Source organism: Streptomyces sp. NPDC104831, assembly GCF_055583025.1.
Map to the genome: position 1 here is coordinate 1 of NZ_JBVJOT010000048.1, position 25740 is coordinate 25740.

Below are 25740 nucleotides of genomic sequence, written 5' to 3' on the forward strand. Positions count from 1 at the left end.
TCCTCTTCTCCCTCCCCCCACACCCCAACACCCCCCCCCCCCCCCCCCCCTTCCTCCCCCCTCCCCCCCCCCCCCCCCCCCCCCCCCCCCCCCCCGAGGCGGCGAACGCCCCGTGCGCCCCTCGGGTTCAGTCCGCCGGCGGCAGTTCGCCCGAGCCGCGGGCGATGAGGCGGGTCGGGAGTTCCATGCGCTCCGGGGCGAGGGGGGCGCCGTCCAGCCGGCGGAAGAGGCGTTCGGCGGCCGTGCGGCCGAGGGCCGCCGAGTCCTGGGCGACGACCGTGACGCCGGGCCGGAGCAGATCGGCCAGTTCGAAGTCGTCGAAGCCGACGAGCGCGACCCGGCGGGACCGCTCGGCCAGCACCCGGACCACGGTGACCGTCACCCGGTTGTTGCCGGCGAAGACCGCGGTCACGGGGTCGGGACCGGTCAGCATCTCCTCCGCCGCCCGGCGCACCCGCTCCGGGTCGGTCGCGCCGAGGGACATCCAGCGCTCCTCGACGGTTATCCCGGCGTCCTCCATGGCCGCCCGGTAACCGCGCAGCCGCTCACCGGCCGTGTGGATGCGCGGCATGTCGCCGATGAACCCGATCCGCCGGTGGCCGTGCGCGACGAGGTGGGCGACGCCGTCACGGGCGCCGCCGTAGTTGTCGGACAGGACCACGTCGGCGTCGATCCGGCCGGCCGGGCGGTCCACGAACACGGTGGCCACACCCGCCCTGATCTCCGGCTCCAGATACCGGTGGTCGTCCCCGGCCGGGATCACCACCAGCCCGTCGACCCGGCGCGCGCACAGCGCGAGCGCCAGTTCCCGCTCCCGCTCGGGGTCCTCCGCGCTGGAGCCGTTGATCAGCAGCGCGCCGTGGGCGCGCGCCACCTCCTCGACCGCGCGGCTGAGCGGTCCGTAGAACGGGTCCGCGAGATCCTCCAGCACCAGCCCGATGCTCGCGGTCCGGCCCTTGCGCAGCACCCGCGCGCTGTCGTTGCGGCGGAAGCCGAGCGCGTCGATCGCCTCCCGCACCCGGCGCTCGGTGTCCGGGGTGACCCCGGGCTCGCCGTTGACCACGCGGGAGACCGTCTTCAGCCCGACCCCGGCGCGGGCCGCCACGTCCTTCATCGTCGGGCGGTTGCCGTACCGGTTCCCGGGGAGGTCCGCGCGGCGGGTGGTCTCGGGCACGTGCGCTGTCCTGTCTGTCGTCCGGCTGTCGTCGCTCGGCTCCACGGCGGTGCGGGATCCGTGGGCTTGTATGAGGATGTGGCGTCGAGCATAGAGCCTGGACAACGTTGTCAGGTGCGAGAGAGACTGTCCACCGCTGTCACCGGCCTGCGCCCCCACCGCTTGACCGGCCTGCTCTTCTTTGGTTTTCAAGCATTCAACGGGGAGATCTGACTCTGATGCACACCGACCTCGTGGCGGCCCTGGACATCGGCGGCACCAAGATCGCCGGCGCGCTGGTGGACGGCACCGGACGGCTCCTGGTGCGCGCCCAGCGCCCCACGCCCGCCCGGCAGGACGGCGAAACGGTCATGCGGGCCGTCGAGGAGGTCCTCGGCGAGCTGACCGGGTCACCGCTGTGGGAACGCGCCGGTGCGGTCGGCATCGGCAGCGCCGGCCCGGTGGACGCCTCGGCGGGCACCGTGAGCCCGGTGAACGTGCCCGGCTGGCGGGAGTACCCGCTGGTCGACCGGGTGCGGACGGCCACCGGGGGACTGCCGGTCGAGCTGATCGGCGACGGCGTCGCGATCACGGCGGCCGAGCACTGGCAGGGCGCCGCCCGGGGCCACGACAACGCGCTGTGCATGGTGGTGTCCACCGGCGTCGGCGGCGGTCTGGTGCTCGGCGGACGGCTCCACCCGGGCCCGACCGGCAACGCCGGCCACATCGGCCACATCAGCGTCGACCTCGACGGCGACCCCTGCCCGTGCGGCGCGCGCGGCTGCGTGGAGCGCCTCGCCAGCGGGCCCAACATCGCGCGCCGGGCCCTGGAGCAGGGCTGGCGCCCGGGTCCCGACGGCGACACCTCGGCCGCCGCGGTGGCCGCCGCCGCCCGCGCGGGCGATCCGGTCGCCGTCGCCTCCTTCGAGCGGGCGGCGCAGGCGCTGGCCGCCGGGATCGCGGCCACCGCGACCCTGGTCGAGATCGACATCGCGGTGGTCGGCGGCGGGGTCGGCAAGGCGGGCGAGATCCTGTTCACCCCGCTGCGCAAGGCCCTCACCGACTACGCGACCCTCTCCTTCGTGCGGCGGCTGACCGTCGTACCCGCCCGGATGGGCACCGACGCGGGCCTGGTCGGCGCCGCCGCGGCGGCCCTGACCCGCACCCCGGACGCGACGGCGGCGAGCCGCTAGCCGTATCGGTCACGAGCGTGGTCGACACCTGCCGGTTTCGACCACGGTGAAGACCTCCGGTGGGGCGGCCGAGCCGGCGCGGCACCGGGAACGCGCCCGTGCCCCGGCGGTCCGGGCGCCGGCCGGCCCGCCGCATCGCCTGGCGGCGCCGCTCCGCCCGTCGTGGCCCCGGACTCCCGGCGGACCCTCCTGCGCCGGACGGACGGTGCGGGGAGCGGCCCGGCGACCACCCAGGCACCCGGCACGTCCGCCGTCCCCCGCCCTCTCAAGGGGCCGCCGGGACGCGCCGGTCTCGGCGGCGGCCGCCCCGGCCCGCGCACACGTGTCCCGTCCGGGGCCGGCGGCAGCCGCCGCCGGCCGGTGGGGCGGTCATCGGAGTACGGGACCTGCGGACGCGCTGCCGGGACGGTCCCCGCGCCGTCGGCCTGCCGATGCCGTCCGGTGCCGGGCGCGCGTTCAGCAGCTCAGGCGCGCGTCCGCCCAGTCCGCGTGGTCGGAGTCGACGCCGTCGCCGCCGTCGGTGACGACCAGCCGGACCACTCGGGCGCCGGTGACGTCGGCGGTGAGCTGCCGGGCGGGCATGGCGTTGGTGAGGACGCCGGTGCCCGCCGCCGCCTCGTCGTCCGCCCGGATCTCGAAGGCGACGGTGCCCTTGGTGTCCTTCTCGTCGTCCACGCCGACGGACGCGGTGACCTTCTCGCAGGCCCCGCCGGTGTAGAAGGCGATGTCGCCGAGGGCGTGGACGCCGAGCCCCTTGGCGTAGACCGTGCCGCCGATGGTGAGCGGCCGGCCGTCCCCCGCGGCGCTCTCCCCGTTGCTGGTGTCGCGCTCCACCGGCCCCCAGCCGTTGACGGCCGACAGCCACGGCAGGTCGCCGAGGTACGACGTCCCGGACGGCGGCGGTACCACCACGGACGCGGTCAGCGGCACCTCGCCGGTCTCCGCAGTGCCGGACGGCGAGCGGTAGTCCGCCCGCAGCGTCAGGTTGTAGGAGCCCGGCGGGGTGCCGGCCGGGGCGGTCACCCGCCAGCGGGTGCGCAGCGTCCTGCCGGTGGGGAGGGCGGCGGCCGAGGCCGGCGAGGTGGCCCGTACGCTCCAGCCGGCCGGGCCGGTCAGCGTGACGGACACCCGGCGTGCGGGCGTGCCCCCGAGGTCGGTGACGGCGCCGGTCAGGGTCGCGGGGGTGGCCGCCGTCAGCAACAGGTCGCCGTCCAGGCCGAGTTCCACGGCGGGCGGGTGCGCGGCCCAGCGCGGATCGGCCGCCACGCGGAGCAGGACCGTGCCGTGGGCCGGGACGGTGGCGGCGAGGGTGCCGGCGGAGTTGTACGTGCGGTGCCGCCACAGGTCGCGCACCGAGTAGCCGCCGGCGGCGGGCAGGCCGACCGCGCGTGCGTCGGTGGCGATCCGCTGGGCGGTGCCGGACTCGTTGAAGAGGGCCACCGCGCGGCTGCCGTCCGCCATCTCCTTGGCGATCACCCAGCGGCCGCCCGCGGAGGAGACGACCGCGCCCTGCCGGCCGAGCGGGTCCTGGTCGACGGCGACGACCTCCTTGTTGCCCAGGATGTCGTACGTCGCGCGGGAGGCCTTGCGCAGGTCGGTCCCGATGAGCAGCGGTGCGGCCATGACCGACCAGAGCGAGAAGTGCGAGCGGTACTCGGTGTCCGTCATGCCGCCGTTGCCGACCTCCAGCATGTCGGGGTCGTTCCAGTGTCCGGGACCGGCGTACGGGGCGAGGGGCAGGTTCTGCTTCAGGATCGACAGCATCGAGGACCAGTTGTCGCTGATGTCCCCGGTGGTCCGCCACAGGTGCCCGACGTCCGCGGCCCATTCCCAGGGCTTGTTCTCGCCCCATTCGCAGATGCTGTAGACGATGGGCCGGCCGGTCGCCCGGAGCGCGTCGCGCATGGTCCGGTAGCGCTGTCGCGCGTCCACGCCCTGGTTGTTGCAGTTGTCGTACTTCAGGTAGTCCACGCCCCAGTCGGCGAACTGCCGGGCGTCGTCGTACTCGTGGCCGAGGGCGCCCGGGAACCCCGTGTTGCTACAGGTCTTGGTGCCGGCGCTGGTGTAGATGCCGAGTTCGAGCCCCTTGGCGTGGACGTAGTCCGCGACCGCCTTGATGCCGCCCGGGAAGCGCCCGGGGTCGGGCACCAGGTGGCCGTTCGCATCCCGCTCCGGCAGGGCCCAGCAGTCGTCCAGGTTGACGTAGCGGTAGCCGGCGTCCTTCAGGCCCTTCTCCACGAAGAGGTCCGCGATGCCCTTGACCATGGCCTCGTCGAAGTCGGCGCGGCACTGGGTGGAGTTCCAGTTGTTGAAACCCATCGGCGGGGTGCGGGCGAGGCCGTCGGCCGGGGCGGCGGGGGCGGCCGCGGCCGGTGCCGCGAGGCCCGCCGCGCACAGCAGTCCGGCGGTGAGGGCCCCGGCGACCCCGCGGCGGATGGTGCGGGTGTGAGGGTGACGCATCGTCGATGCTCCTCCGACTCGCGAACGGCGGAAATGAACGGCATGTACGCGTCATGCTGTGCGCTTACGGTAGGACGTGTCGGAGTCTGTTGGAAAGGCTTCCTTCAAGCCGGTCCGGCCGTTCGGAACTGTTCGCCCCAAGGCCCCTGTCCGACGCGGAAAAGCCGCCACGATCCGCGTGACCTCCGACCCGTCGCCGCAGTTGGTCAGCGCATGAAGAAGCGCAGCATGCTCGCCATCGCCACCCTCGCCGCCGGATTCGTCGTGGCCGCCGTCACCCCGTCCCACGCGGCGCCCGACCGGCCGCTCGACGTCTCGGACACGGTGGACGAGGTCGGCGACCTCATCGCCGACCACAGCCTGGAGACCGACGGCGTCCTCGACCGCGACTGATCCGCGGCGCAGGGCGTGCGTGCCGGTGTCCCCGCCACAGGGGGCACCGGCACTCGCGTGTGCGCGGACAGGCGCCCTCAACGGCGGCGGGTTTCCATGGCAGGGTGGAGCGGGCAATCCTCAGGGGGCCAACAGAAGAGGGGGAGTCCGTGACCGTCGTCTGGATCAACGGCGCGTTCGGTGCGGGGAAGACCACGACCGCACGTGAACTGATCGAACTGATCCCGAACAGCGCGCTCTTCGACCCCGAGATCATCGGCGGGGCGCTCACGCACCTGCTGCCACCCAAGCGCCTCGCCGAGGCCGGCGACTTCCAGGACCTGCCGATCTGGCGGCGGCTCGTGGTCGACACGGCCGCCGCGATGCTCGCCGAGCTGGGCGGCACCCTCGTGGTACCGATGACCCTGCTCCGCCAGGAGTACCGCGACGAGATCTTCGGCGGTCTCGCCGCCCGCCGCATCCGGGTGCACCACCTGCTGCTCGCCCCCACCGAAACGATCCTGCGGGAGCGGATAGCCGACCGGGGGATACCGCCCGAGGCACCCGACGGCGAGATGCGCGTCCGGCAGTGGTCCTACGACCACATCGAGCCCTACCGCGCCGCCCTCGCCACCTGGCTCACCGCCGACGCCCACCCGCTGGACACCAGCGCCCTCACCCCGTACGAGACCGCCGTCCGCATCGCCGAGGCCGTCGGCAACGGCGCCGTCCCCGCCTGCGACATCGTGCAGACCCCCGAGCCGACCGCCGAGACGCTCGCCGCCGGGGTGCTGCTCTTCGACGAGCACGACCGGGTGCTGCTCGTCGACCCCACCTACAAGCCCGGCTGGGAGTTCCCCGGCGGCGTGGTGGAACGGGGCGAGGCACCGGCCCGCGCCGGGATGCGCGAGGTCGCCGAGGAGACCGGGATACAGCTGCGGGAGGTGCCCCGGCTGCTGGTCGTGGACTGGGAACGGCCCACTCCGCCCGGCTACGGCGGGCTGCGGCTCCTCTTCGACGGCGGCCGGCTGGCACCCGGCGAGGCGTCCCGGGTGCTGCTGCCCGGACCGGAGCTGCGCGCCTGGCGGTTCGCCACCGAACAGGAGGCCGCCGCGATGCTGCCCCCGGTCCGCTACGAGCGGCTGCGCTGGGCGCTGCGCGCCCGGGAGCAGGGCAGCGCGCTGTACCTGGAGGCGGGGGTGCCGGTCGGCTGATCCCGCCTAACGGCCCTGACCGAGCGAGCGGAGCACGGCGCCGGCGCCGGACAGCACCGGGTCGCCGTGCCCGAAGCACGCGACCTCCGCGCCGAGGTCCGCCAACCTCCGTATGGAGGCGAGGAGTCGCTCCCGGTCCAGGTTCAGCACTCCGGGGATCGGCGTGCCGTCGTCCGGTGCCGCCGCCACCGTGTCCCCGGTGAACAGCACGCCGTGCGCGGGCAGGAACACCGCGATGCTGCCGTCGGTGTGCCCCGGGATGTGCACCACCCGGGCGCCGCCGCCGAAGCCGAGCTCGTCACCGCCGGACAGCTCGGTGAGCGAGGCCGGCGGCTTAGGGGGCCCCGGCGGCAACTGCGCGAGGGCCGCCGCGTGCAGGGGCCGCTCCCACTCCTCGGTCCGGGGCGGCGGGCCCGGCCGTTCCCCGCGGACGAACGGGGCGTCCAAGTGGTGCGCCAGCACCTCGGCCCCGCTCAGCGCGGCGAACTCGGCCGCCCCGCCGACATGGTCCTCGTGGAAGTGGGTGAGCACGACGCGCCGTACGTCCCGGGGCGCGTGCCCCAGCGCGGTGACCGCGTCGGCGATCGGCCGGCCGGCGCCGATCGGGCCCGCGTCGATCAGGGTCAACTCCTCGTCGTCACGCCAGAGATAGGCCTGGCCGACGGGGAAGCGGAGCAGGTGCAGCCGGGGCAGCAGTTCGATGACGTCCATGCCCCGACCGTAGGGAGGGCCCCCGCCTGCCGGCGAGGGCCCTCTGCCGTGGGCAGAAGAGGTCAGCCAGCCGCGTAATTGCGCAGGAACAGCGCCTCGGCGACGGACAGCCGCTCCAGTTCCTCGGGGGACACGCTCTCGTTCACCGCGTGGATCCGTGCCTCCGGCTCGCTCAGCCCGATGAGCAGGATCTCCGCCCGCGGGTACAGCCCGGCGAGGGTGTTGCACAGCGGGATGGAGCCGCCCTGACCGGCGTAGTTCATGGTCTCGCCGGGGTAGGCCACCGCCATCGCCTCGGCCATCGCCTGGTAGGCGGGGCTGGAGGTGTCGGCGCGGAACGGCTGGCCCTGGCCGATCTGCTCGGTGGTGACGCGGGCGCCCCACGGGGTGTGCGCCTCCAGGTGCGCCTGGAGCAGCTTGGCGGCCTGTGCCGCGTCCGTGCCCGGCGGCACCCGCAGGCTCACCAGGGCACCGGCACCGGACTGCACCGACGGGGTGGCGCCGACGACCGGCGGGCAGTCGATGCCGAGCACGGTGACCGCCGGGCGTGCCCAGATGCGGTCGGCGACCGAGCCGTCACCGATCAGCCCGACGCCGTCCAGCACCTTGGCGTCCGCGCGGAACTGCTCCTCGGTGTACTCCAGGCCGTCCCAGGCCGCCGTGGCCTCCAGACCGTCGATCGTGGTGGAGCCGTCCTCGGCGCGCAGCGAGTCCAGCACCCGGATCAGCGCGGCCAGCGCGTCCGGGGCGGCGCCGCCGAACTGGCCCGAGTGCAGATTGCCGGCCAGGGTGTCGATCCGCACCTTCACCAGGGTCATGCCGCGCAGGGTGGTGGTCACCGTCGGCAGGCCGACCCGGAAGTTGCCCGCGTCGCCGATGACGATGGTGTCCGCCGCCAGCAGCTCGGGGTGCTGCTCGGCGTACCGCTCCAGGCCGCCTGTGCCCTGCTCCTCCGAGCCCTCCACGATCACCTTCACGTGCACCGGGACCCCGCCGTTCGCCTTCAGGGCGCGCAGGGCGAGCAGGTGCATGAGGAAGCCGCCCTTGCAGTCGGCGGTCCCGCGGCCGTACCAGCGGCCGTCGCGCTCGGTCAGCTCGAACGGCGGAGTGGTCCAGCCGGCTTCGTCCAGCGGGGGCTGCACGTCGTAGTGCGCGTAGAGGAGGACCGTTTTGGCACCCTCCGGGCCCGGCAGGTATCCGTACACCGACTGCGTGCCGTCCGGGGTGTCCAGCAGCGCCACGTCCGTGAAGCCCTCGGCCCGCAGCGCGTCGGCGACCCAGTTCGCGGCGGCCTCGCTCTCGCTCCTCGGGAACTGCGAGAAGTCCGCCACCGACCGGAAGGCGACCAGTTCGGCCAGCTCCGCCTTTGCCCGGGGCAGCAGCGTGGCGACGGTCTCGGCGATCGGGTGCGACGGCATGGGCACGCTCCTCGTGGGTGCGACGTTGTACGGGGTGGGTACACCGATCCTCCCACAGCGGATCGCCCGGACGGTCGCCGTAGGATGCGACAGGACACTTGGCAGCGGCTTGAGCGGAGCGGTAGACCATCGTGAGCGGCGAGAACTCTTCAGCGGACGACGTGCGGCGGGTGTGGGACGTCGTCGTGGTGGGCGCGGGCCCGGCGGGCGCCTCGGCGGCCTACGCGGCGGCGGTCACGGGACGGCGCGTGCTGTTGCTGGAGAAGGCCGAGCTGCCGCGGTACAAGACGTGCGGCGGCGGCATCATCGGCCCCTCGCGCGACGCCCTGCCGCCCGGCTTCGAGTTGCCCTTCAGGGACCGGGTGCACGCCGTCACGTTCTCCCACAACGGCCGCTTCACCCGCACCCGCCGCTCCAAGCAGATGCTGTTCGGCCTGATCAACCGCCCCGAGTTCGACCAGCAACTGGTCGAGCACGCCCAGCGGGCGGGCGCCGAGCTGCGGACGGGCGTCACCGTCCAGCGGGTCGAGCAGCACGGCTCGGCGGTGCCGGACCGGCGCACGGTCGCCGTCGTCCTCCAGGGCGGGGAGACGGTGCTGGCCCGCGCGGTCGTCGGCGCCGACGGCAGCGCCAGCCGGATAGGGGCCCACGTCGGGGTGAAGCTCGACCAGGTCGACCTCGGCCTGGAGGCGGAGATCCCGGTGCCGGAGACCGTCGCCGAGGACTGGAAGGGCCGGGTCCTCATCGACTGGGGCCCGCTGCCGGGCAGTTACGGCTGGGTGTTCCCGAAGGGGGACACGCTGACCGTCGGCGTGATCTCCGCGCGCGGCGAAGGCGCGGCCACCAAGCGGTACTTGGAGGACTTCATCGCCCGGCTGGGCCTCGCCGGGTTCGAGCCGTCCCTCTCCTCCGGGCACCTGACCCGCTGCCGCGCCGACGACTCGCCGCTGTCCCGGGGCCGGGTGCTGGTCTGCGGGGACGCGGCCGGTCTGCTGGAGCCCTGGACCCGTGAGGGCATCTCCTTCGCGCTGCGCTCGGGCCGGCTGGCGGGGGAGTGGGCGGTGCGCATCGCCGAGGCGCACGACGCGGTGGACACCCGCCGCCAGGCCCTGAACTACGCGTTCGCGATCAAGGCGGGGCTCGGCGTCGAGATGAGTGTCGGCAAGCGGCTGCTGACCGTGTTCGAGCGGAGCCCGGGCCTGTTCCACGCGGCGCTCACCGGCTTCCGCCCGGCGTGGCGGGCGTTCCGGGACATCACCCAGGGCGCGACCACCCTGGGCGAGCTCGTCCGCTCCCGTCCGATCGCCCAGCGCGCCCTGACGGCCCTCGACCGCCGGTCGGCGGTTCCGGCGGAGGCCACCGCACAGGAACCCGCCTCCGACGGGGAGCCCGTCGGGTCCTGACGGGCCGGAAGGGGAGCCGCCCGGGGCGGACGGGGAGCCGCCTAAAGAGCCGGACGGGGAGCCGCCCGCGAAAGAGCCGGACGGGGTCCGGCGCGGTCCTGGGGGGCTCCGTCCGGGCGGGGCGGCGGTCCGGACCGCGTCGCCGCCCCCCGCGGGGCACACGGCCGGCGCCCGGATCTCCGCACGGCCCCCGTCGTCCCCGGGAAGCGCGGCGGACCACCCCGCTCGGCCGACCTCGGCGGCCCGGGACGGCGTCCAGCGTGGCCGGCCCGGCGGGGAGGTCGCCCGCCGGCCGCCGGCCGGCACGGGGAGGCCCGGCGCCCGCGACCCTGCTCGACCGGTCGTGCGGGCCTACGCATCCGGGCCGGGCCGACCCGGCCGGGCGGGCTGGGCCGGCCACCGGAAACGCAGCAGTACGCTCACCACCCGGGCCGTGAACACGACCGGCGCGACCACCAGGCCCAGCCGCAGCAGCACCTTCGACAGCGGACCGGGGAGATCGAGGAGCAGCGCCGGCCCGGCCACGGCCCCGAACAGCACCGCCGCCGCGAACAGGGCGCTGACCAGCGCGTAACCGATCTCCACCGTCATCGCGTCCCGTTCGGCCTGGCTGCGGCGGCCCCCGTGTGTGTCCATCCCGTCACCTTCGCAGAGGTGCGCCCGGCGGGCAACGAGCCCCCGCCGGGCGCACCTTGGAGGCGGCCCCCGTCAGTCGCGGACCGGGACCCGGTCGGCGTCCGCCTCCGTCATGGTGGACCTGGCGACCACGAGGGAGTGCGCCGGCCGGGAGCGGCGCAGGCCGCTGAGCGAGAGCAGCAGTCCCACGACGGCGACGATCGTGACCACGACCAGTCCGGGCCGGTAGCTGTCGAGGACGGCCTGCGGGGTGGCCTTCTCGGGGGCGTGCGCGGTCACCACCGCCGTCACCACGGCCAGGAAGAGCGCACCGCCCACCTGCACCGAGGTGTTCAGCAGACCCGAGACCATGCCCTGCTCGTGCTCGTCCACGCCGTTGGTGGCCTGGACGTTGAGGGACGGGTAGGACAGGGCGAAGCCCGCGCCGACCAGCAGCATGGTCGGCAGGATCACGGACGCGTAGACCGGGTTCAGGTCGATGCGCAGGAACAGCGCGTATCCGGCCGTCATCATGACGAAGCCCAGCACGATCAGCCGTCCCGTGCCGAACCGGTCGATGACGGTGCCGACCTTGGTCGCCGAGAGCGCCACCAGCGCACCCGCCGGGAGGAACGCCAGCGCCGTGTGCATGGCCGACCAGCCCAGCACCTGCTGCATGTACAGGGTGACCAGGAACTGGAAGCCGGTGTAGCTGCCGACGAAGGTCAGCGCGCCGAGCTGGGCCCGCACCTGGGGGCCGGAGCGCAGCACCCCGAGCCGGATCAGCGGGCTGGGGCTGCGCCGCTCGACGAGGACGAACACCACCAGCATGACGGCCACGGCGGCGAAGGACAGGATCGTGCGGGCCGACGCCCACCCGGCCTCCGGTGCCTGGACCACGGTGAAGACGAGCAGCAGCATCGAGGCGGTGCCGAGGACGGCGCCCGGGACGTCGTAGCCGCCGTGGCCGCGCTCGCGCTCGCTGCGCGGGAGCAGCTTCATGCCCGCGAACAGGGCGATCAGCGCGACCGGCGCCGGCAGCAGCATCGTGAACCGCCAGCTGGCCTCCGTCAGCAGGCCGGAGAAGACGAGGCCCAGGGAGTAACCGGTGGCGGCGCAGGTGGTGTAGATCGACAGGGCCCGGTTGCGCAGCGGGCCCTCCGGGAACGTGGTGGTGATGATCGACAGCCCGGCCGGCGCCGTGAAGGCCGCGCTGAGGCCCTTGACGAAGCGGCTGGCGATCAGCAGCGGGCCCGAGTCCACGAGCCCGCCGAGCAGCGACGCGACCGCGAAGACGGCGAGGGCCACCAGGAACACCTGGCGCCGGCCGAGCAGATCGGCGGTCCGGCCGCCGAGGAGGAGCAGGCCGCCGTAGCCCAGGATGTAGCCGCTGACGATCCACTGGAGGGTCGACGTGGACAGGTGGAGATCCGAGCCTATGGACGGCAGGGCCACGCCGACCATCGACACGTCGAGCGCGTCCAGGAACATCGCGGCGCACAGCACCAGGAGGGTGCCCCACAGCCGGGGAGTCCAGCGCGCGGCCGGGGACGGGGCCGCGGAGGTGGTGAGCGGAGAGGTCATGGCGACGAGATTACATGCACACGCATCAGATGCAAGCTCATTTAATTACGGTGCAACAAACCTCGTTTTCTGCTACCGTGCGGGCATGGCGGCGAAGAATGCCGAGCAGGGGCTCGTGGAGCAGTGGCGGGAGATCCTGACGCTGCATGCCCGCACCCAGTGCGAACTGGACCGGGTGCTGCACGGGCACGGGCTGTGCGCCAGCGACTTCGAGGTCCTCGACCTGCTGGCCGAGGGCGTGGCCCCGGACGGCAGCTCTGCCTACCGGGTGCAGGAGATCTCCGACCGGGTCCATCTCAGTCAGAGCGCGCTGTCCCGGCTCATCGCCCGGCTGGAGAAGGACGGCCTCGTGGAGCGCGGCATGTGTGCGGAGGACCGGCGCGCGGTGCGGGTCTGCCTCACGGCGAAGGGGCGCGCGCTGCACGGCGAGGTACGGCCGGTGCAGCGCGAGGTGCTGGCCCGGATGCTGGCCGGCACGGACTGACCGGGCCTCAGATCCCGGACCGCTCCCGCCACAGGGCCGCGAGCGCCGGATCACCGGTCACCCGGGGGATATCCGCCCGGTTCCACAAGGCCAGGTACAACTGGTCGGCGGGCCCCGACAGTTCGGTCTCCGCCTCGCCCTGCGCCCCGCGCACCGTCACCGGCGGCCCGGCCGTGAGCCGTACGGTCCACACGGCGTCCGCCCCCGCGTCCACCGCGCGCACCCGCAGCACCCGCGGCTCCTCGCAGCGCACGCGGCTGCGCTCGCGGGCGTGGAAGCCGCGCAGCAGTTCGTCGATGCCGTCCGCCGCGAAGTCCGGGGCGATCGGGGACGGCTCCCCGCCGCGCGCTCGCTCGGCGTCGTAGCGGTGCACGGTCGTCTCGTGCGCCTGCCGACGGGTCCAGAACGCCAGCGGTGACGGATTGGGCGCCGGGTGGAAGGTCCAGCACTCCAGGTCGGCGGGGGCGGCGGCCAGCGTGTCCACCACCAGGCGGTGACCGTCCCGGTACCAGGACACCAGCTCGTCGTCGGCCGTCTCCGGCGGATCGCCCAGCGGCCGGCGCGTGGTGACCCGGTCGGCGACCAGGGCGGCGGCCCAGCGGTGCACCCAGCCGGTGTGCCGCACCAGATCGCGCACCTGCCAGTCGGGGCACGTCGGAACTCTGGCGCCGGGCCCCGCGGCAGCGGCGGCCGCCGCGAGCAACCGGCCCTCGCGGTCCAGGGTTTCGATGAAGTCGGCGATCTTCATGGAACCAGTCTGCCGGTCGTCAGAAAGGGCGGGGGACATGGCCGACCACCCCCGTGCGCTCGCTCCGCGGGAGCCGGGCGATCGTGCCGCGGGGGCGCCGGGCGCGCGGGCCCGGGCCGCTGTTCGTGCCCCCGGCGTCCGTGTGCGGCCCGCCGGTACCGCACGCGCGGCCCGTGACGGCCGAGGGCGCGGCGGAGGCGGCGGCCTCGGCGAGGGGTGTCGTTCCCGTCGCCGAGGCCCTGTTGGGGCCGGGTGTCTTTCGTAAGGTCATGAGGCGACGATGCTCATGCCGGCGGCCGCTCATCCGGACGGCGGTCCTCTTGCACTCCAACGTGTGACGGGACGAACGACGCCCCCCGCGGCCGGCGCGAACACCGCCGGCCGGGCCACCACGGCAGCGGCGCCCCGGCCCGCCTTGCTCGTCCGGGCCGCGCAAGACGTGCCGGAGGAGTCGGCCCCGCCGCCCGGGGCGGGCGGCGGGGCCGACCCGGGGGGCCGGGGGTGCGGACTCCGCGGCCTCGTCAGCGCGCCGGTCGCGAGGGCGCAGCGGGGTCCGTGAAGGCGCGACGCGTCGCCACGCCGAGGACGGTGGCGACCGCGGCCAGCGCGGCCACGCTGGTGAGCGCCGTGGACAGGGAGAACCAGTCGGCCATGAACCCGATCGCGGGCGGCCCGAGGAGCATGCCGCCGTAGCCGAGGGTGGAGGCGAGGGCGACCCCGGACGGACCGGCCAGCGCGCCCGCCTGGTCCAGGGCGACCGGGAAGAGATTGGCGAGTCCCAGACCGGTGATCGCGAAACCCGCCAGCGCCGCCCACACCGACGGTGCGAGCGCGCCGAGCAGCATCCCGGCCGCCGCGACGCCGCCGCCGCCGATCACGGTCCGGGCCCGGCCGAGCCGGGCCAGCAGCGCCGTCCCGGACAGCCGGCCGATGGTCATGGCGAGCGCGAAGCACGCGTACCCGGTGGCCGCGGTGCCGGCGGAGGCCGCGAGGTCCTGCTGGAGGTGGAGCGCGCCCCAGTCGGCCATCGCGCCCTCCCCGTACGCCGTGCACAGCGCGACCAGCCCGAAGACGACGACGAGCCCGCGCCGGGACTTCCCGCCCGGCTTCGCCGCCGGCGTCTCCGGGCGTTCCGGCGGCGCCGGCGGCTCGCACCGCAGCAGGGTGCGTCCGGCGACGGCCGTGACGAGCAGCCCGACCACGGTGAGGCCCAGCAGGTGACGGGTGGGGGAGAGGTGCTCGGCGACCAGTCCGCCGAGGCCCGCGCCGACCATCCCGCCCAGGCTGAAGGCCGCGTGGAAACTCGGCATGATCGGCCTGCGCAGCGCGGCGACCAGATCGACGGCGGCGCTGTTGAACGCCACGTTGACACCGCCGTAGCCCGCGCCGAACAACAGCAGCACGGCCCCCAGCACGGGCGCCGAGTGGGTGAGCGGGGGCAGCGCCACACTGAGCGCGAGCACCACCATGCAGACCACGGTCACCGGATGGCTGCCGTAGCGACGGCACAGCCGGCCCGTCAGCGTCATGGTGAGCACGGCCCCGGCGGACACCCCGAGCAGGGCGAGCCCGAGGGCGCCGGCGGAGGCGTGCGTCTGGTGCTTGATGTCGGGGATGCGGACGACCCATCCCGCGAAGATGAATCCGTCCAGGGCGAAGAAGGCGGTGATCGCCGCGCGCAGTGCCGTGAGGCTGCGGCCCGGCACGACGCTGTGCACCCGGGTTTTGTTTAGAATCGGCACAAACTCCAGCGTACGGGTGGCGCCGGGGCCGGGCAAGGGAGGCACGGGTGCCGGCGCCGCACGGCCGGCCGTCAACCGCGCTCCCTCGTCGGCCCTGGTGACGAACCGGTGTCCGGTGCTTAGCCCTTTCGGGATGCCCCGTGCCGGCCCGCTCGACCGGACCCGCCGGCTCCCCTTTCCCGTGCGTCCCTGGCACGGGAAAGGGCCGGTTCCCTCGCCGCACCCGCCCACCTGCGGTTTCCGCGCCCCGCACGGCACCGGAACGGACAACCCCCGCCAGGGGCAGGGGCGTTCGACTGCTGAATGGACGTGCGGATTCCTGAACGCGCTGCGGATACAGGTCGGTTAATGCGCGCTCACCAACTGGTTGCGGCGGGGTGAGCGCGCCATGATGGGCCCATGACGTTGGCCTCGCGCGCGTTCGCGCAACTGGCGACCTGGCCGGATCTGAGAGAGACCGTCCCCAGCTGTGGCCTGGGTCAGGCGGTGAGTTCCGCCCAGGGCGAGATCGTCCACTTCCACTCCGAGCGTGATGTCGATCTGCGGCTCACCGACCGGGCGGTCCGGCGGTTCACCAAGGACCTCAAGAACTCGGGCGCGATCAGGATCGTGCGCGGCTCGCCGTGGGTGACGCTGCGCCTGGACGCCGCGAGCGACGTCGACCTGCTGCTGACACTGGTGAGCGTCGCGCTCCAGGCCCCGCAGACCTGGCCGGACCCGGCCGACCGTCCGGTGGCGGGCTGCAACGACCAGCGGGGCGCGGGGTTCGTCAAGGCCGACCTCGGCGGCATCTGAGACGACCGGCCGGCGCACCTCGCGGCGTCGTCCGCCGTACCGGCGCACCTCGCGCCGTCGTCCGCCGTGCCGGTGCGCTCACACCGCCAGCACCCGCACGCCCGCCTCCTCCAGTCGCCGTACCGTCTCCTGCTCCACCGCCGTGTCCGTCACCAGCGTGTCCACGAGTTCGGTCCCGCAGATCCGGGCGAACGCGCGGCGGCCCAGCTTGCTGGAATCGGCGGCGACCACCACGCGTTCGGCGCGCTCGCACAGCAGGCGGTTGATGGCGGCCTCCGCCTCGTCGTGCGCCGCCGCCCCGTGCGTGACGTCGAAGCCCACGACGCCGAGCACCGCCACGTCCAGCGTGATCTGGCCCAGCACCCCGTCCGCGAGCGGACCGATGAGTTCGTACGACTGCGCGCGCGCCACCCCGCCCGTCACCACGATCTTGAACTGGGGGCGCACGGCCAGCTCGTTGGCGATGTTGAGGGCGTTGGTGACGACGGTCAGCGCGGGGGAGCCGGTGGCGAGGTCGCCGCGCACGGCCAGCGCCCGGGCCACCTCCGTGGTGGTCGTACCGCCGGTCAGCCCCACCGCCTCGCCCGGCGCGAGGAGTTCGGCCACCGCCTTGGCGATGCGCTGCTTCTCCGAGGCGCGCCGGGCCGTCTTGTAGCGCAACGGGAGTTCGTACGACACCCCGTGCACCACCGCTCCGCCCCGGGTGCGGACCAGCATCTGCTGCTCGGCCAGCCGGTCGAAGTCCCGGCGGATCGTCGCCGCCGACACCGCCAGCTCGGCCGCCGCCTCCTCGACCTCCAGCCGGCCGCGCTCCACGAGCAGTTCCAGCAGCGCCTTCCAGCGGGCGTCCCGGGACATCCGCAGCCTCCCATCGCATCCTCCGGACGATCTCCCGGCGACCCTAGCGCACCCGTTCTTCCCCTCTCTGAATGCTTGATTGTGATCGAAAGCTCGCTATATCTTGCAAGAACAATCAGCAAGGGGAGGGTGTGGGCCATGACCCATGTCGAGAACGAGCTGAACAGCCAGCCCGAGTGCTGGACACGAGCGGCCGAGCAGGCCGAGCGGCACCGGGACGCGCTGCCGCGGGCGGGGGAGCGGGTCGCCGTCGTCGGGTGCGGCACCTCGTACTTCATGGCCCAGGCGGTGGCCGCGCTGCGGGAGGGAGCCGGAGGGGGCGAGACCGACGCGTTCGCCGCCTCCGAGTTCCCCCGCGGGCGGTCCTACGACCGGGTCGTCGCCCTCACCCGGTCCGGCACCACCACCGAAGTACTCGACGTGCTGGGCGAGTTGGCCGGGCACACCCGCACCACCGCCGTCACCGCCGACCCGGACACCCCGGTCACGGCCGCCGCGGACGACCTCGTCGTGCTGGACTTCGCCGACGAACGCTCCGTCGTCCAGACCCGGTTCGCCACCACCGCGCTCACCCTGCTGCGCGCCCACCTCGGCCTGCACACCGACGCCGTCGTGGCCGACGCCCGCACCGCTCTCGCCGACCCGCTGCCCGAAGGCCTCGTGGACCGCGCCCAGTTCACCTTCCTGGGGCGCGGCTGGACCGTCGGACTCGCCAACGAGGCCGCTCTGAAGATGCGCGAGGCCTCCCTGTCCTGGACCGAGTCCTACCCGGCGATGGAGTACCGGCACGGCCCGATCAGCGTGACCTGCGAGGACACCGCCACCTGGATGCTCGGCACGGCGCCCGACGGGCTCGCCGCACAGGTCCGCGCCACCGGCGCGGCATGGATCGAGAGCGAACGGGACCCGCTCGCCGAACTCGTCCGCGTCCAGCGGCTCGCGGTCGCGGTCGCCGCCGCCCGGGGCCTCGACCCCGACCGGCCGCGTCACCTCACCCGCTCGGTGATCCTCGCCCCCTGACCCCGCCGGCCACGCCCTGGAAGGACACCCCGTGCCCCTCGTGCCCACCGGCGAGCTGGTCACCCGGGCCGCAGCGGCCCGCCGCGCCGTCGCCGCGTTCAACGTCATCACCCTGGAACACATCGAGGCCGTCATCGCCGGCGCCGAGTCGGCCGGCTCACCCGTGGTCCTCCAGGTCAGCGAGAACGCCGTCAAGTTCCGCTACGGACGGCTCCTGCCGCTGGCCCGCGCCGCCGTCACCGCCGCCGAACGGGCGGCCGTACCCGTCGGGTTGCACCTGGACCACGTGCAGAGCGACGACCTGCTGCGCCAGGCACCCGATGCCGGATTCGGCTCGGTCATGTACGACGCGGCCCGCCTGCCCTACGCCGACAACCTCGCCGTGACCCGCGCCGCCGCCGACTGGGCGCACGCCCGGGGGCTGTGGATCGAGGCGGAGCTGGGGCAGATCGGCGGCAAGGACGGCCGGCCCCCGCTGGACGCGCACGCGCCCGGCGCGCGCACCGACCCGGGCCGGGCGCGGGACTTCGTCGCCGCCACCGGCGTCGACGCCCTGGCCGTCGCCATCGGCAGCGCCCACGCCATGACCCGCCGCACCGCCGTACTCGACCACGCCCTGCTGAAACGGCTGTCCGCCGGGCTGAGCGTGCCGCTCGTCCTGCACGGCTCCTCCGGCGTACCGGACGACGCCCTGGTCGCGGCGGTCGGCGGCGGCATCGCCAAGGTCAACGTGGGCACGGCGCTCAACGCGGCCATGACCGGCGCCATCCGGGACTTCCTCGCCGCCCGCCCCGAGGCCGTCGACTCGCGCGCGTACCTCGGCGTGGGGCGGGAGGCGATGGCCCGCGAGGTACGGCGGATCATCGGGGTACTGCCCGGGACCGGCGGCTGACCGGCGCCCGGAGCGGGACGGGGGAGCCGCGCGGCCGGACCGCCCGGCGCCGCGGCACCGGGCGGTCCGGCTAGCCCTTCTTGACCGCCCTCAGCACCACGAACTTCGGGTCCGCCGCCACCGTCTCGCTGTTCCCGAACAACCGCTTCAGCTTCAGGTGGTAGCCGAGGTGCCGGTTGCCGATCACCCACAGCTCGCCGCCCGGGCGCAGCGCGCGCTTCGCCCCGGTGAACATCCGCCAGGCCGTCGCGTCGGTGGTCGCCTGGTGGGAGTGGAACGGCGGGTTGTTCAGCACCAGGTCCACACTGCCGGAGGCGACCCCGGCCAGCCCGTCCCCGACCCGGAACTCGGCGTGCCCCGGCACCCCGTTCGCCTTGTACGTCGCCTCCGCCGAGGCCACCGCCTGGAAGGACTCGTCCACGAACAGGACCTCGGCCGTCGGATCGGCCAGCGCCACCGCCGTCCCCACCACGCCGTTGCCGCAGCCGAGGTCCACCACGCGGCCCGCGCCCGGGCCCGGCAGGTGCCGCAGCAGGAAACGGGTGCCGACGTCCAGCCGGTCGGCGCAGAAGACGCCCGCGTGGTTGACCACCGTGCGCCCCGACACCGCGCCGACACCGTCCGGGAGGGCGTAGCCGTACGGCCACGGGTTCGCGGGCCGCTCCAGCGCCGGATCGGGGGCGCAGAAGATCAGCCGGGCCTTCTGCCGGGCCAGCGAGGTCCGGGTCGGCCCGAGGATCCGCTCGAACAGCCGCAGCGTCGAGGTGTGGATCTCCTTCACCATGCCGGTGCCGACGACGACCGTGCCCGCGTGCACGGACGGCGCCAGCCGCAGCAACTGGTCCTCCAGCAGCGCCAGGCTCTTGGGCACCCGCACCAGCAGCACGTCCACCCGCTCCGGAGGCGGGTCCTGGGTGGTGAGCAGCCCCACGGCCCCCGGCTCCACACCGGCCCGCGCCAGGTTCGCCCGGGTCGCCTCCTGACCGAGGAAGGAGTCGGTGATCTGCGTCGGCCGGTGCCGGGCCAGCGCGGTGACCAGCGCGCCCCAGCGGTCCCCGACCACCACGACCGCGCCGGTGAGCGGCACGCCCTCCTCGGCGAGATGGCGCAGCAGGTACGCGTCGGAGGCGTCCCAGGCACGCAGCCGGTCGCGCGGGTCCTCGGGGAAACGGGTCAGCTCGACCTCGCCCCACGGTGTCGTCATACGGTCGCTCATCGTGCGTCCCAGGCTAACCGAGCCGCAGCTCAGGGCCCGTGGGGCAGGATGGGGGCATGGAGGATGAGCTCTTCCCCAGGGAGCGCGCGCGGGTCGCGCCGGGCGCCGTGCACGTCCCGGACTGGCTGGATGCCGCGCGGCAGCGCGCCCTGCTCGCCGCCTGCCGCCGGTGGGCGCGGCCCCCCGCCGGACTGCGCACGGTCCGCACCCCCGGCGGCGGCACGATGACCGCCCGCCAGGTCTGCCTGGGCTGGCACTGGTATCCGTACGCCTACGCCCGCACCGCCGTGGACGGCGACGGCGCCCCCGTCAAGCCGTTCCCGGACTGGCTCGGCGAACTGGGCCGGCGCGCGGTGACCGACGCCCTCGGCCCGGACGCCGTGCCGGCCGCGCCGTACGACATCGCCCTGATCAACTTCTACGACGCCGACGCCCGCATGGGCATGCACCGCGACGCCGACGAGGAGGCCGACGCACCGGTGGTCTCCCTCAGCCTCGGCGACACCTGTGTGTTCCGCTTCGGCAACACCGCCACGCGCGGCAAGCCGTACACCGACGTCGAGCTGTGCGGCGGCGACCTGTTCGTCTTCGGCGGTCCCTCCCGGCTCGCCTACCACGGCGTGCCCCGGGTCCGCCCGGGCACCGCACCGGACTGGCTGGGCCTCGCCGGGCGGCTGAACATCACCCTGCGGGTCAGCGGCCGATAGCCGACGGGACCGGTCACCCCGGGCGCGGATCATGGGAGACTCGCCCTCATGAACGGCAAGGCGGATCCCCGGACAGCGGGGGAGAGGACCACCTCGAGGGCGCGGCTGGACCGGGGGCGCGGTGCCCTCGGGCCCGCGCTGGAGCTGGTGCACACCGGACGGGCGCCGACCCGGGCCGTGCTCACCGCCGAACTCGGCGTCACCCGGGCGACGGCCGGCGCGGTGGCCGCCGAGCTGGAGGCGCTGGGCCTGATCCGGGTGGACGCCCGGCCCGGTTCCGCGGCCGGCTCCCAGGGCCGCCCCTCGCACCGGCTGGAGGTCGCCGAGGACGGGCCGGTGGTCCTCGCGGCGCAGATCCATGCCGACGGCTTCCGGGCCGCGCTGGTCGGGCTCGGCGGCCGGATCGTGGCGACCGCGCCCGGCTGCGAGGCCGTCGAGGCCGATCCCGCCCAGGTGCTGGGCAGTGTCGTGGAGGCGGGCGCCGAACTGCTGCGCACGACCGGCCGGCGCTGTGTCGGCGCCGGGCTCGCCGTGCCGTCCGCCGTCGCCGAACCCGACGGCCTGGCCCTCAACCCGCTGCACGTGGCCTGGCCCGTCGGCGCGCCGGTCCGGCGGACCTTCGCGGAGCGCGTGCGCGCCGCGGGCATCACGGGGCCCGCGTTCACGGGCAACGACGTCAACCTCGTCGCGCTCGCCGAGCACCGGCACGGCGCCGGCCGGGGCGCGCGGGACCTGCTGTGCGTGGCCACCGGGCACCGCGGGGTCGGCGGCGCGCTCGTCCTGGACGGCCGGCTGCACACCGGCAGTTCGGGCCTCGCGCTGGAGGTCGGCCACCTCACGGTCAACCCCGAGGGCCGCCCCTGCCACTGCGGCAGCCGCGGCTGCCTGGACGTGGAGGCGGACCCGCTGGCCCTGCTGGTGGAGGCCGGCCGGGAGCCCGGCCCCGAGGTGTCGCTGCTGCGGCAGGCCGACGACCTGCTGCGCACCCAGTACGACGACCCGGCCGTCCGCAGGGCGGCCGAAGCCCTCATCGACCGCCTCGGCCTCGGCCTGGCCGGCCTGGTCAACATCCTGAACCCGGACCGCATCATCCTCGGCGGTCTGCACCGCACCCTGCTGGCGGCCGACCCGGGCCGGCTGCGCGCGGTGGTCGCGGGCCGCAGCCTGTGGGGCCAGAGCGGCGGCGTCCCCATCCTGCCGTGCACCCTCGACCACAGCAGCCTGGTCGGCGCCGGGGAACTTGCCTGGCAGCCGGTCCTCGACGACCCGCTGACGGCACTGGCCGGCAGCGCGCGGTGACGCGCAGGGCGTCGGGCCGTCAGTACGTCACCGTGATCCGGCGCGCCGGGCCGTCCACGCGGACCTCACCGCCGCAAGGGATCACCAACTGCGGATCGGTGTGTCCGAAATCCACATCGAAGACGACCATGGTGTGCGGGGCATACACCTCCAGCGCGCGCAGCACCGCCTCACGCTGCTCGGTGGCATAGCGCCGCTTGGCGTCCGCGTCGTTCGGCCGCTCGAAGCTCCAGGCCTTGGCGCGGGCCATCAGCAGTGCGGGGAAGCGCTCCAGCAGGCCGCGCTCCCCCATGTTGCGCAGGATCCGGAAGACCTCGGTGGCGCTCGGCAGTTCCTCCGAGGTCTCCAGGAACAGCACGTCTCCGTCGTAGGCGGCCGGATCGCGTTCGATCTCGCGGTCGGCCATCAGCAGCCACGAAAGGATCTCCAGGTTGCCGCCCCAGGCGCGCCCTTCGACGACCCGGTCGGGCCGGTGCCAGATCCAGCCGCCGGCCGGCTCGGAGTCGGGTTCGGCGTCGAACGTGGCCGGGTCGGCCCAGTCGCGGTCGGTGTCGCGGTAGCGCCCGGCCGGGCGCAGTTCGTACGGGCCCGAGGTGAACAGGGCCGCGCGCAGCGAGTCGGCGGTCACCGGGTGCATCGCGCACGGGCGGCCCAGCTCGGTCATCACGGCGGCGCCGTGGTAGCCGACGATGCCCAGATTGCGCAGGAACAGCAGCAGATTGGTGTTGTCGCTGAAGCCGAAGAACGGCTTGGGGTGGGCGCGGATCAGCTCCCGGTCCAGGTGGGACAGCACGGTGATCTGGTCGTCGCCGCCGATGCTGGCCATCACCGCCCTGACCGCCGGATCGGCGAAGGCGGCGTGGATGTCGGCGGCACGGTCCCGCGGACCGGCGCCCGGGGTGCGGGTGGTGGGGTATTCCACCGGCTCCAGGCCGAAGTCCTCCCGCAGCCGCCTGAGCCCCAGCTCGAACGGAAGCGGCAGGATCCCCGCCAGGCCGGATCCGGGCGAGAGGACCGCGATGCGGTCGCCGGGCACGGGCTTGGGCGGATACACGGGCGTGATCATGCCGGTCAGGTTAGGGTCCGCCTCCCGGCTGTTCATCCGCATTTCCCGCCCGGCCCCTCACTTCCAGTCGGCGCCGAACGCCCGCCCGGGGTGCTCGCCGAGCATCCGCTCCACCAGCTCCGCGCCCACCGCCGCCGCCAGCCGCCGCCGCACCCGGCGCAGCAGGTACGGCATGCCGGGCCCGCCGTCGACCGAGCGCGCCCCGGCGGTCACCGTGTCCCCGCCGAGCAGCAGCCGGTCCCCGAACCCCGCCTCCGCCAGGGCCCGTACCGCCTCCGGCATCCGCCAGTCGGTGGCGTGGTGGGCGCGGGACGGCCCGTCGAAGGCCAGCCAGCAGCCCGCCGCGGCGGCCTCCCGGTGCACCACCGGGTCGGGGGAGCGGTTCAGATGCCCCAGGATCACCCGCTCCCCGGGCACCTCCCACTCGTCGCACAGCAGGTCGAGCACGTCCAGCGCGCCGGTGCCCAGCTCCAGGTGCACGGCGATCGGCGCACCGGTGGCGTGGTGCGCCTCGGCCGCCGCCGCCATCGTCCGGCGGGCGTGCGCGTCGAGCCCGTGGAACCCGCCCGCCACCTTGATCAGCCCCGCCCGCACGCCGGTCGTCCCGATGCCCTCGGTCAGCTCCGACACGAACAGGCGGGCCAGCCGGCCGCCGCTCAGCCCGGCCAGCGACTTTGGCGCGTAGTGCGCCGCCTGGTGCAGTCCGGTGGCGCAGACGATCCGCACCCCGGTCGCCCGGGACAACGCCGGCAGGTCCGCCGCCCGCCGCCCCATGCCGTACGGCGTCCACTGCGCGACGGCCGCCCCGCCCGCCGCCCGGAACGCCGCCAGTTCGGCCCGGGCGGCGCACACGTCGTCCAGCTCCTGCCCCGGCAACCGCGGGCTGCGCAGGAAGAGGTGGTCGTGCGCGTCGCACACGCCCAGCTCGCCGGGCGGGATGTCACCGAGGACGGTACGGACGCGCCTCACCACTGCCGACCACGCGGAAGCCGGTCCCGGCCGGGCGCGGACAGGTGCAGCACCTCGAAGAGGTCCCCGTCCGCCTCGGGGGCGTCGTGCTCCCACAGGGAGAAGTGCACGACCTCCCAGGCACGCGTGTCCACGGCCGCCGCCGCGAGCACCGCGCCGTCCGCCGCCGCCAGCCTCCCGGTCTCGGCCACCGCGTCCGCCATGAAGGCCGCCAACTCCACGCCCTCCGGAACCGGCCGGCGCCGCCGGACGGCGTACGCCGGCGTGGAGGCGGTCGCCGCGCCCTCCTCGAAGGCCAGGCCGGTCCACTGCCGCACCGCGGGCCGCCCGAAGTCGTCGACGGGCCCCTGGAAGGCCCCGTCCCACAGGAACCTGTTCATGCCCTCCATGGTGTTCCACAGGTAGAACGGCCCGTACTGGTTCACCGGCGAGCCGTTCACGCCGCGCTCGCGCATCACGTACGTCTTGACGCCCAGGCCGTCCCAGTCGTCCAGCACATGCCCGACACGGGCGACCCGGGACCGGACGGCCCCCATGTCGTGGTCGGCGGGCAGGGTGAACTCGTACTGCATCGCGTGCATGTCGTGCCCTCTCTCAGGCGGGATAGTCGGACACGTGCGCGTCCCACTCGGCGGTCGTGCCGTCCTCGGCGGCCTCCACGACCGCGAGGTGGGTCATGAAGGTGCGCGGCCCGGCACCGTGCCAGTGCCTCACGCCCGGCTCGATCCACACCGTGTCGCCCGCGCGGATCTCCTCCACCTCGCCGCCCTCGCACCGCACCAGCCCCTCGCCCTCCAGGACGTGCAGCACCTGCCCGTGCGGATGCGTGTGCCAGGCCGTGTGCGCGCCGGGCGCGAAGTGCACGCTGTACATGCGCAGCCGGGCGGCGGCCGGGGCGGCTATCTCGTCCAGCCAGACGGTGCCGGTGAAGTTCTCCGCCGGGCCCTGCCGCGTGCCGGGCCGCCGTCGGGTGATGTGCACGTGACTCAGTTCTCCTGTCCGGGAGTCGGGGAAGCCGCGGGGGCTTCGGGAGCTTCGGGGCTGCGGGGGGCGAGCAGCGCGAGCAGGCCGCGCACGCCGGCGTCGAAGGCGGCGGGGGAGCCGGAGGCGCGGGCGAGGACATAGCCGCCCTGCACGGTCGCGAGGACCGCCGCGCCTACCTCCGCGCCGTCCAGCTCCGGCGCGAACTGACCCTGCCGCTTGCCCTCTTCGACGATCGCCGCGATCCGGTCCCGGATCGCGGCGATCGTCTCGTCGACGGGCGCGCGCAGCTCGTCGCTGGCGATCACGTCCGGGTCCATGGTCAGCCGGCCGACCGGGCAGCCCCGCAGCACATCGCGCTCGCGCAGCAGGTACGCCTCGATCCGCTCGTACGGCGTGCCCGGCCCGTCGAGCAACGCCTCGGCGGTCGCCCGCAGTTCCGCGGCGGTGCGCCGGATCGCGGCGAGGGCGAGATCCGGCTTGCCCTTGAAGTGGTGGTACATGCTGCCCTGGCCGGCGCCCGCGCGCTCCAGGATCGCCTTGGGGCTGGTGCCCACGTACCCGCGTTCCCACAGCAGCTCGCGGGTGGACTCGATCAGTCGTTCCGAGGTGCTCATGCGAGTACTGTACATACTAGTAGTTACAGAATGCCAGTCCCTTGTCCGGCGGCTCGCCCCGATCCCCGCAGGTGTGACCGGACCGCCATGGCGGAGCGCCCCGGGCGCCAGGGGGCCGGGGCACTGCCGCCGCGGGGGTGGCCGGGTGCGGGAGAGGTTCGGGGCCGGGCGCCCTGACTCCGGGGCGCCTCGGCGCGCGGGCGCGGCCGGGCGGCGGCGCCGG

At 74.6% G+C, this 25740-nt stretch carries 25 protein-coding genes; 10 read left to right on the top strand and 15 right to left on the bottom strand.

Features of this window, described 5'->3' with window-relative positions; all coding sequences use genetic code 11:
• Nucleotides 1-127 precede the first annotated feature (127 nt).
• Nucleotides 128-1174, bottom strand: a complete 1047-nt coding sequence (locus ACZ63H_RS28415) for a LacI family DNA-binding transcriptional regulator (protein ID WP_469869809.1) — start codon at nt 1172-1174, stop codon at nt 128-130.
• 218 nt (nt 1175-1392) lie between these two features.
• Between ACZ63H_RS28415 and ACZ63H_RS28420 the strand changes: the two genes are divergently transcribed.
• Nucleotides 1393-2346 carry an ROK family protein gene (locus ACZ63H_RS28420; RefSeq protein ID WP_469869811.1) on the top strand — a complete coding sequence of 318 codons (954 nt, stop codon included), beginning with the start codon at nt 1393-1395 and terminating at the stop codon, nt 2344-2346.
• Between the two features lie 456 nt (nt 2347-2802).
• Here ACZ63H_RS28420 and ACZ63H_RS28425 read toward each other — a convergent pair whose 3' ends face one another.
• Complete coding sequence (locus ACZ63H_RS28425; protein WP_469869813.1) at nt 2803-4806, bottom strand: NPCBM/NEW2 domain-containing protein; 2004 nt, start codon at nt 4804-4806, stop codon at nt 2803-2805.
• Nucleotides 4807-5019: 213 nt separating this feature from the next.
• Between ACZ63H_RS28425 and ACZ63H_RS28430 the strand changes: the two genes are divergently transcribed.
• Together ACZ63H_RS28430 and ACZ63H_RS28435 are read left to right on the top strand one after the other, a co-directional pair.
• Nucleotides 5020-5199 (top strand): hypothetical protein, encoded by a 180-nt coding sequence (locus ACZ63H_RS28430; protein ID WP_467939953.1) that lies wholly within the window; start codon nt 5020-5022, stop codon nt 5197-5199.
• A 149-nt stretch (nt 5200-5348) separates the two neighbouring features.
• Entirely contained in the window at nt 5349-6392 is a 1044-nt protein-coding gene (locus ACZ63H_RS28435; protein WP_469869815.1) for an NUDIX hydrolase, read from the top strand.
• 6 nt (nt 6393-6398) lie between these two features.
• Here ACZ63H_RS28435 and ACZ63H_RS28440 read toward each other — a convergent pair whose 3' ends face one another.
• Nucleotides 6399-7103, bottom strand: coding sequence for an MBL fold metallo-hydrolase (locus tag ACZ63H_RS28440; RefSeq protein WP_469869817.1), 705 nt, complete (start codon nt 7101-7103; stop codon nt 6399-6401).
• Nucleotides 7104-7165: 62 nt separating this feature from the next.
• Complete coding sequence (locus ACZ63H_RS28445) at nt 7166-8521, bottom strand: M20/M25/M40 family metallo-hydrolase (protein ID WP_469869819.1); 1356 nt, start codon at nt 8519-8521, stop codon at nt 7166-7168.
• Between the two features lie 131 nt (nt 8522-8652).
• Between ACZ63H_RS28445 and ACZ63H_RS28450 the strand changes: the two genes are divergently transcribed.
• Nucleotides 8653-9924, top strand: a complete 1272-nt coding sequence (locus tag ACZ63H_RS28450; RefSeq protein WP_469869821.1) for a geranylgeranyl reductase family protein — start codon at nt 8653-8655, stop codon at nt 9922-9924.
• A gap of 351 nt (nt 9925-10275) precedes the next feature.
• On the opposite strand, the gene ACZ63H_RS28455 is transcribed toward ACZ63H_RS28450, so the two are convergent.
• Together ACZ63H_RS28455 and ACZ63H_RS28460 are read right to left on the bottom strand one after the other, a co-directional pair.
• Entirely contained in the window at nt 10276-10560 is a 285-nt protein-coding gene (locus tag ACZ63H_RS28455; RefSeq protein ID WP_469869823.1) for a DUF6332 family protein, read from the bottom strand.
• A 72-nt stretch (nt 10561-10632) separates the two neighbouring features.
• Nucleotides 10633-12123, bottom strand: coding sequence for an MFS transporter (locus ACZ63H_RS28460; RefSeq protein ID WP_469869825.1), 1491 nt, complete (start codon nt 12121-12123; stop codon nt 10633-10635).
• Nucleotides 12124-12208: 85 nt separating this feature from the next.
• On the opposite strand from ACZ63H_RS28460, the gene ACZ63H_RS28465 reads away from it, so the two are divergent.
• Nucleotides 12209-12607: a MarR family winged helix-turn-helix transcriptional regulator gene (locus tag ACZ63H_RS28465; RefSeq protein WP_469869827.1), complete on the top strand. Its 399-nt coding sequence runs from the start codon at nt 12209-12211 to the stop codon at nt 12605-12607.
• A gap of 7 nt (nt 12608-12614) precedes the next feature.
• On the opposite strand, the gene ACZ63H_RS28470 is transcribed toward ACZ63H_RS28465, so the two are convergent.
• A complete protein-coding gene (locus ACZ63H_RS28470) occupies nt 12615-13355 on the bottom strand; it encodes a maleylpyruvate isomerase family mycothiol-dependent enzyme (protein ID WP_469869829.1) in 741 nt (246 codons plus the stop codon).
• A gap of 521 nt (nt 13356-13876) precedes the next feature.
• On the bottom strand, nt 13877-15061 hold the full coding sequence (locus ACZ63H_RS28475; RefSeq protein WP_469869916.1) for an MFS transporter: 1185 nt from the start codon (nt 15059-15061) through the stop codon (nt 13877-13879).
• 435 nt (nt 15062-15496) lie between these two features.
• On the opposite strand from ACZ63H_RS28475, the gene ACZ63H_RS28480 reads away from it, so the two are divergent.
• Nucleotides 15497-15892, top strand: a complete 396-nt coding sequence (locus ACZ63H_RS28480) for a luciferase domain-containing protein (RefSeq protein WP_469869831.1) — start codon at nt 15497-15499, stop codon at nt 15890-15892.
• A gap of 78 nt (nt 15893-15970) precedes the next feature.
• On the opposite strand, the gene ACZ63H_RS28485 is transcribed toward ACZ63H_RS28480, so the two are convergent.
• Nucleotides 15971-16750 (bottom strand): DeoR/GlpR family DNA-binding transcription regulator, encoded by a 780-nt coding sequence (locus ACZ63H_RS28485; RefSeq protein ID WP_469869833.1) that lies wholly within the window; start codon nt 16748-16750, stop codon nt 15971-15973.
• A 138-nt stretch (nt 16751-16888) separates the two neighbouring features.
• Here ACZ63H_RS28485 and ACZ63H_RS28490 point away from each other — a divergent pair, with 138 nt between their 5' ends.
• Nucleotides 16889-17770, top strand: coding sequence for an SIS domain-containing protein (locus ACZ63H_RS28490; RefSeq protein WP_469869835.1), 882 nt, complete (start codon nt 16889-16891; stop codon nt 17768-17770).
• 31 nt (nt 17771-17801) lie between these two features.
• Complete coding sequence (locus ACZ63H_RS28495; protein WP_469869837.1) at nt 17802-18662, top strand: class II fructose-bisphosphate aldolase; 861 nt, start codon at nt 17802-17804, stop codon at nt 18660-18662.
• Nucleotides 18663-18732: 70 nt separating this feature from the next.
• On the opposite strand, the gene ACZ63H_RS28500 is transcribed toward ACZ63H_RS28495, so the two are convergent.
• Nucleotides 18733-19866: a methyltransferase gene (locus ACZ63H_RS28500; RefSeq protein WP_469869918.1), complete on the bottom strand. Its 1134-nt coding sequence runs from the start codon at nt 19864-19866 to the stop codon at nt 18733-18735.
• Between the two features lie 68 nt (nt 19867-19934).
• Between ACZ63H_RS28500 and ACZ63H_RS28505 the strand changes: the two genes are divergently transcribed.
• Together ACZ63H_RS28505 and ACZ63H_RS28510 are read left to right on the top strand one after the other, a co-directional pair.
• Complete coding sequence (locus tag ACZ63H_RS28505; protein ID WP_469869839.1) at nt 19935-20585, top strand: alpha-ketoglutarate-dependent dioxygenase AlkB family protein; 651 nt, start codon at nt 19935-19937, stop codon at nt 20583-20585.
• Nucleotides 20586-20633: 48 nt separating this feature from the next.
• The gene (locus tag ACZ63H_RS28510; protein WP_469869841.1) at nt 20634-21884 is read left to right on the top strand and encodes an ROK family protein; all 1251 of its coding nucleotides are present in this window, start codon (nt 20634-20636) and stop codon (nt 21882-21884) included.
• Between the two features lie 19 nt (nt 21885-21903).
• Here the strand turns inward: ACZ63H_RS28510 and ACZ63H_RS28515 are convergent, their stop codons facing one another.
• The 5 genes from ACZ63H_RS28515 to ACZ63H_RS28535 are packed head-to-tail and all read right to left on the bottom strand — an operon-like array spanning nt 21904 to nt 25517.
• Complete coding sequence (locus ACZ63H_RS28515; RefSeq protein WP_469869843.1) at nt 21904-22950, bottom strand: S66 family peptidase; 1047 nt, start codon at nt 22948-22950, stop codon at nt 21904-21906.
• Between the two features lie 57 nt (nt 22951-23007).
• Entirely contained in the window at nt 23008-23919 is a 912-nt protein-coding gene (locus tag ACZ63H_RS28520; RefSeq protein ID WP_469869844.1) for a phosphotriesterase family protein, read from the bottom strand.
• Nucleotides 23916-24500, bottom strand: coding sequence for a DUF4865 family protein (locus ACZ63H_RS28525; RefSeq protein WP_469869846.1), 585 nt, complete (start codon nt 24498-24500; stop codon nt 23916-23918). The genes ACZ63H_RS28520 and ACZ63H_RS28525 overlap by 4 nt, the downstream gene beginning before the upstream one ends.
• Nucleotides 24501-24513: 13 nt before the next feature.
• Complete coding sequence (locus ACZ63H_RS28530; RefSeq protein ID WP_469869848.1) at nt 24514-24900, bottom strand: (R)-mandelonitrile lyase; 387 nt, start codon at nt 24898-24900, stop codon at nt 24514-24516.
• A gap of 5 nt (nt 24901-24905) precedes the next feature.
• The gene (locus ACZ63H_RS28535; RefSeq protein WP_469869850.1) at nt 24906-25517 is read right to left on the bottom strand and encodes a TetR/AcrR family transcriptional regulator; all 612 of its coding nucleotides are present in this window, start codon (nt 25515-25517) and stop codon (nt 24906-24908) included.
• Nucleotides 25518-25740: the final 223 nt, after the last annotated feature.

Bases quoted from the DNA above. Each gene is read 5' to 3' on its own strand.
- ACZ63H_RS28420 (WP_469869811.1), top strand. From the start codon at position 1,393: ATGCACACCGACCTCGTGGCGGCCCTGGACATCGGCGGCACCAAGATC.
- ACZ63H_RS28425 (WP_469869813.1), bottom strand. From the start codon at position 4,806: ATGCGTCACCCTCACACCCGCACCATCCGCCGCGGGGTCGCCGGGGCC.
- ACZ63H_RS28430 (WP_467939953.1), top strand. From the start codon at position 5,020: ATGAAGAAGCGCAGCATGCTCGCCATCGCCACCCTCGCCGCCGGATTC.
- ACZ63H_RS28440 (WP_469869817.1), bottom strand. From the start codon at position 7,103: ATGGACGTCATCGAACTGCTGCCCCGGCTGCACCTGCTCCGCTTCCCC.
- ACZ63H_RS28445 (WP_469869819.1), bottom strand. From the start codon at position 8,521: ATGCCGTCGCACCCGATCGCCGAGACCGTCGCCACGCTGCTGCCCCGG.
- ACZ63H_RS28455 (WP_469869823.1), bottom strand. From the start codon at position 10,560: ATGGACACACACGGGGGCCGCCGCAGCCAGGCCGAACGGGACGCGATG.
- ACZ63H_RS28460 (WP_469869825.1), bottom strand. From the start codon at position 12,123: ATGACCTCTCCGCTCACCACCTCCGCGGCCCCGTCCCCGGCCGCGCGC.
- ACZ63H_RS28465 (WP_469869827.1), top strand. From the start codon at position 12,209: ATGGCGGCGAAGAATGCCGAGCAGGGGCTCGTGGAGCAGTGGCGGGAG.
- ACZ63H_RS28470 (WP_469869829.1), bottom strand. From the start codon at position 13,355: ATGAAGATCGCCGACTTCATCGAAACCCTGGACCGCGAGGGCCGGTTG.
- ACZ63H_RS28480 (WP_469869831.1), top strand. From the start codon at position 15,497: ATGACGTTGGCCTCGCGCGCGTTCGCGCAACTGGCGACCTGGCCGGAT.
- ACZ63H_RS28485 (WP_469869833.1), bottom strand. From the start codon at position 16,750: ATGTCCCGGGACGCCCGCTGGAAGGCGCTGCTGGAACTGCTCGTGGAG.
- ACZ63H_RS28490 (WP_469869835.1), top strand. From the start codon at position 16,889: ATGACCCATGTCGAGAACGAGCTGAACAGCCAGCCCGAGTGCTGGACA.
- ACZ63H_RS28500 (WP_469869918.1), bottom strand. From the start codon at position 19,866: ATGACGACACCGTGGGGCGAGGTCGAGCTGACCCGTTTCCCCGAGGAC.
- ACZ63H_RS28505 (WP_469869839.1), top strand. From the start codon at position 19,935: ATGGAGGATGAGCTCTTCCCCAGGGAGCGCGCGCGGGTCGCGCCGGGC.
- ACZ63H_RS28510 (WP_469869841.1), top strand. From the start codon at position 20,634: ATGAACGGCAAGGCGGATCCCCGGACAGCGGGGGAGAGGACCACCTCG.
- ACZ63H_RS28515 (WP_469869843.1), bottom strand. From the start codon at position 22,950: ATGATCACGCCCGTGTATCCGCCCAAGCCCGTGCCCGGCGACCGCATC.
- ACZ63H_RS28525 (WP_469869846.1), bottom strand. From the start codon at position 24,500: ATGCACGCGATGCAGTACGAGTTCACCCTGCCCGCCGACCACGACATG.
- ACZ63H_RS28535 (WP_469869850.1), bottom strand. From the start codon at position 25,517: ATGAGCACCTCGGAACGACTGATCGAGTCCACCCGCGAGCTGCTGTGG.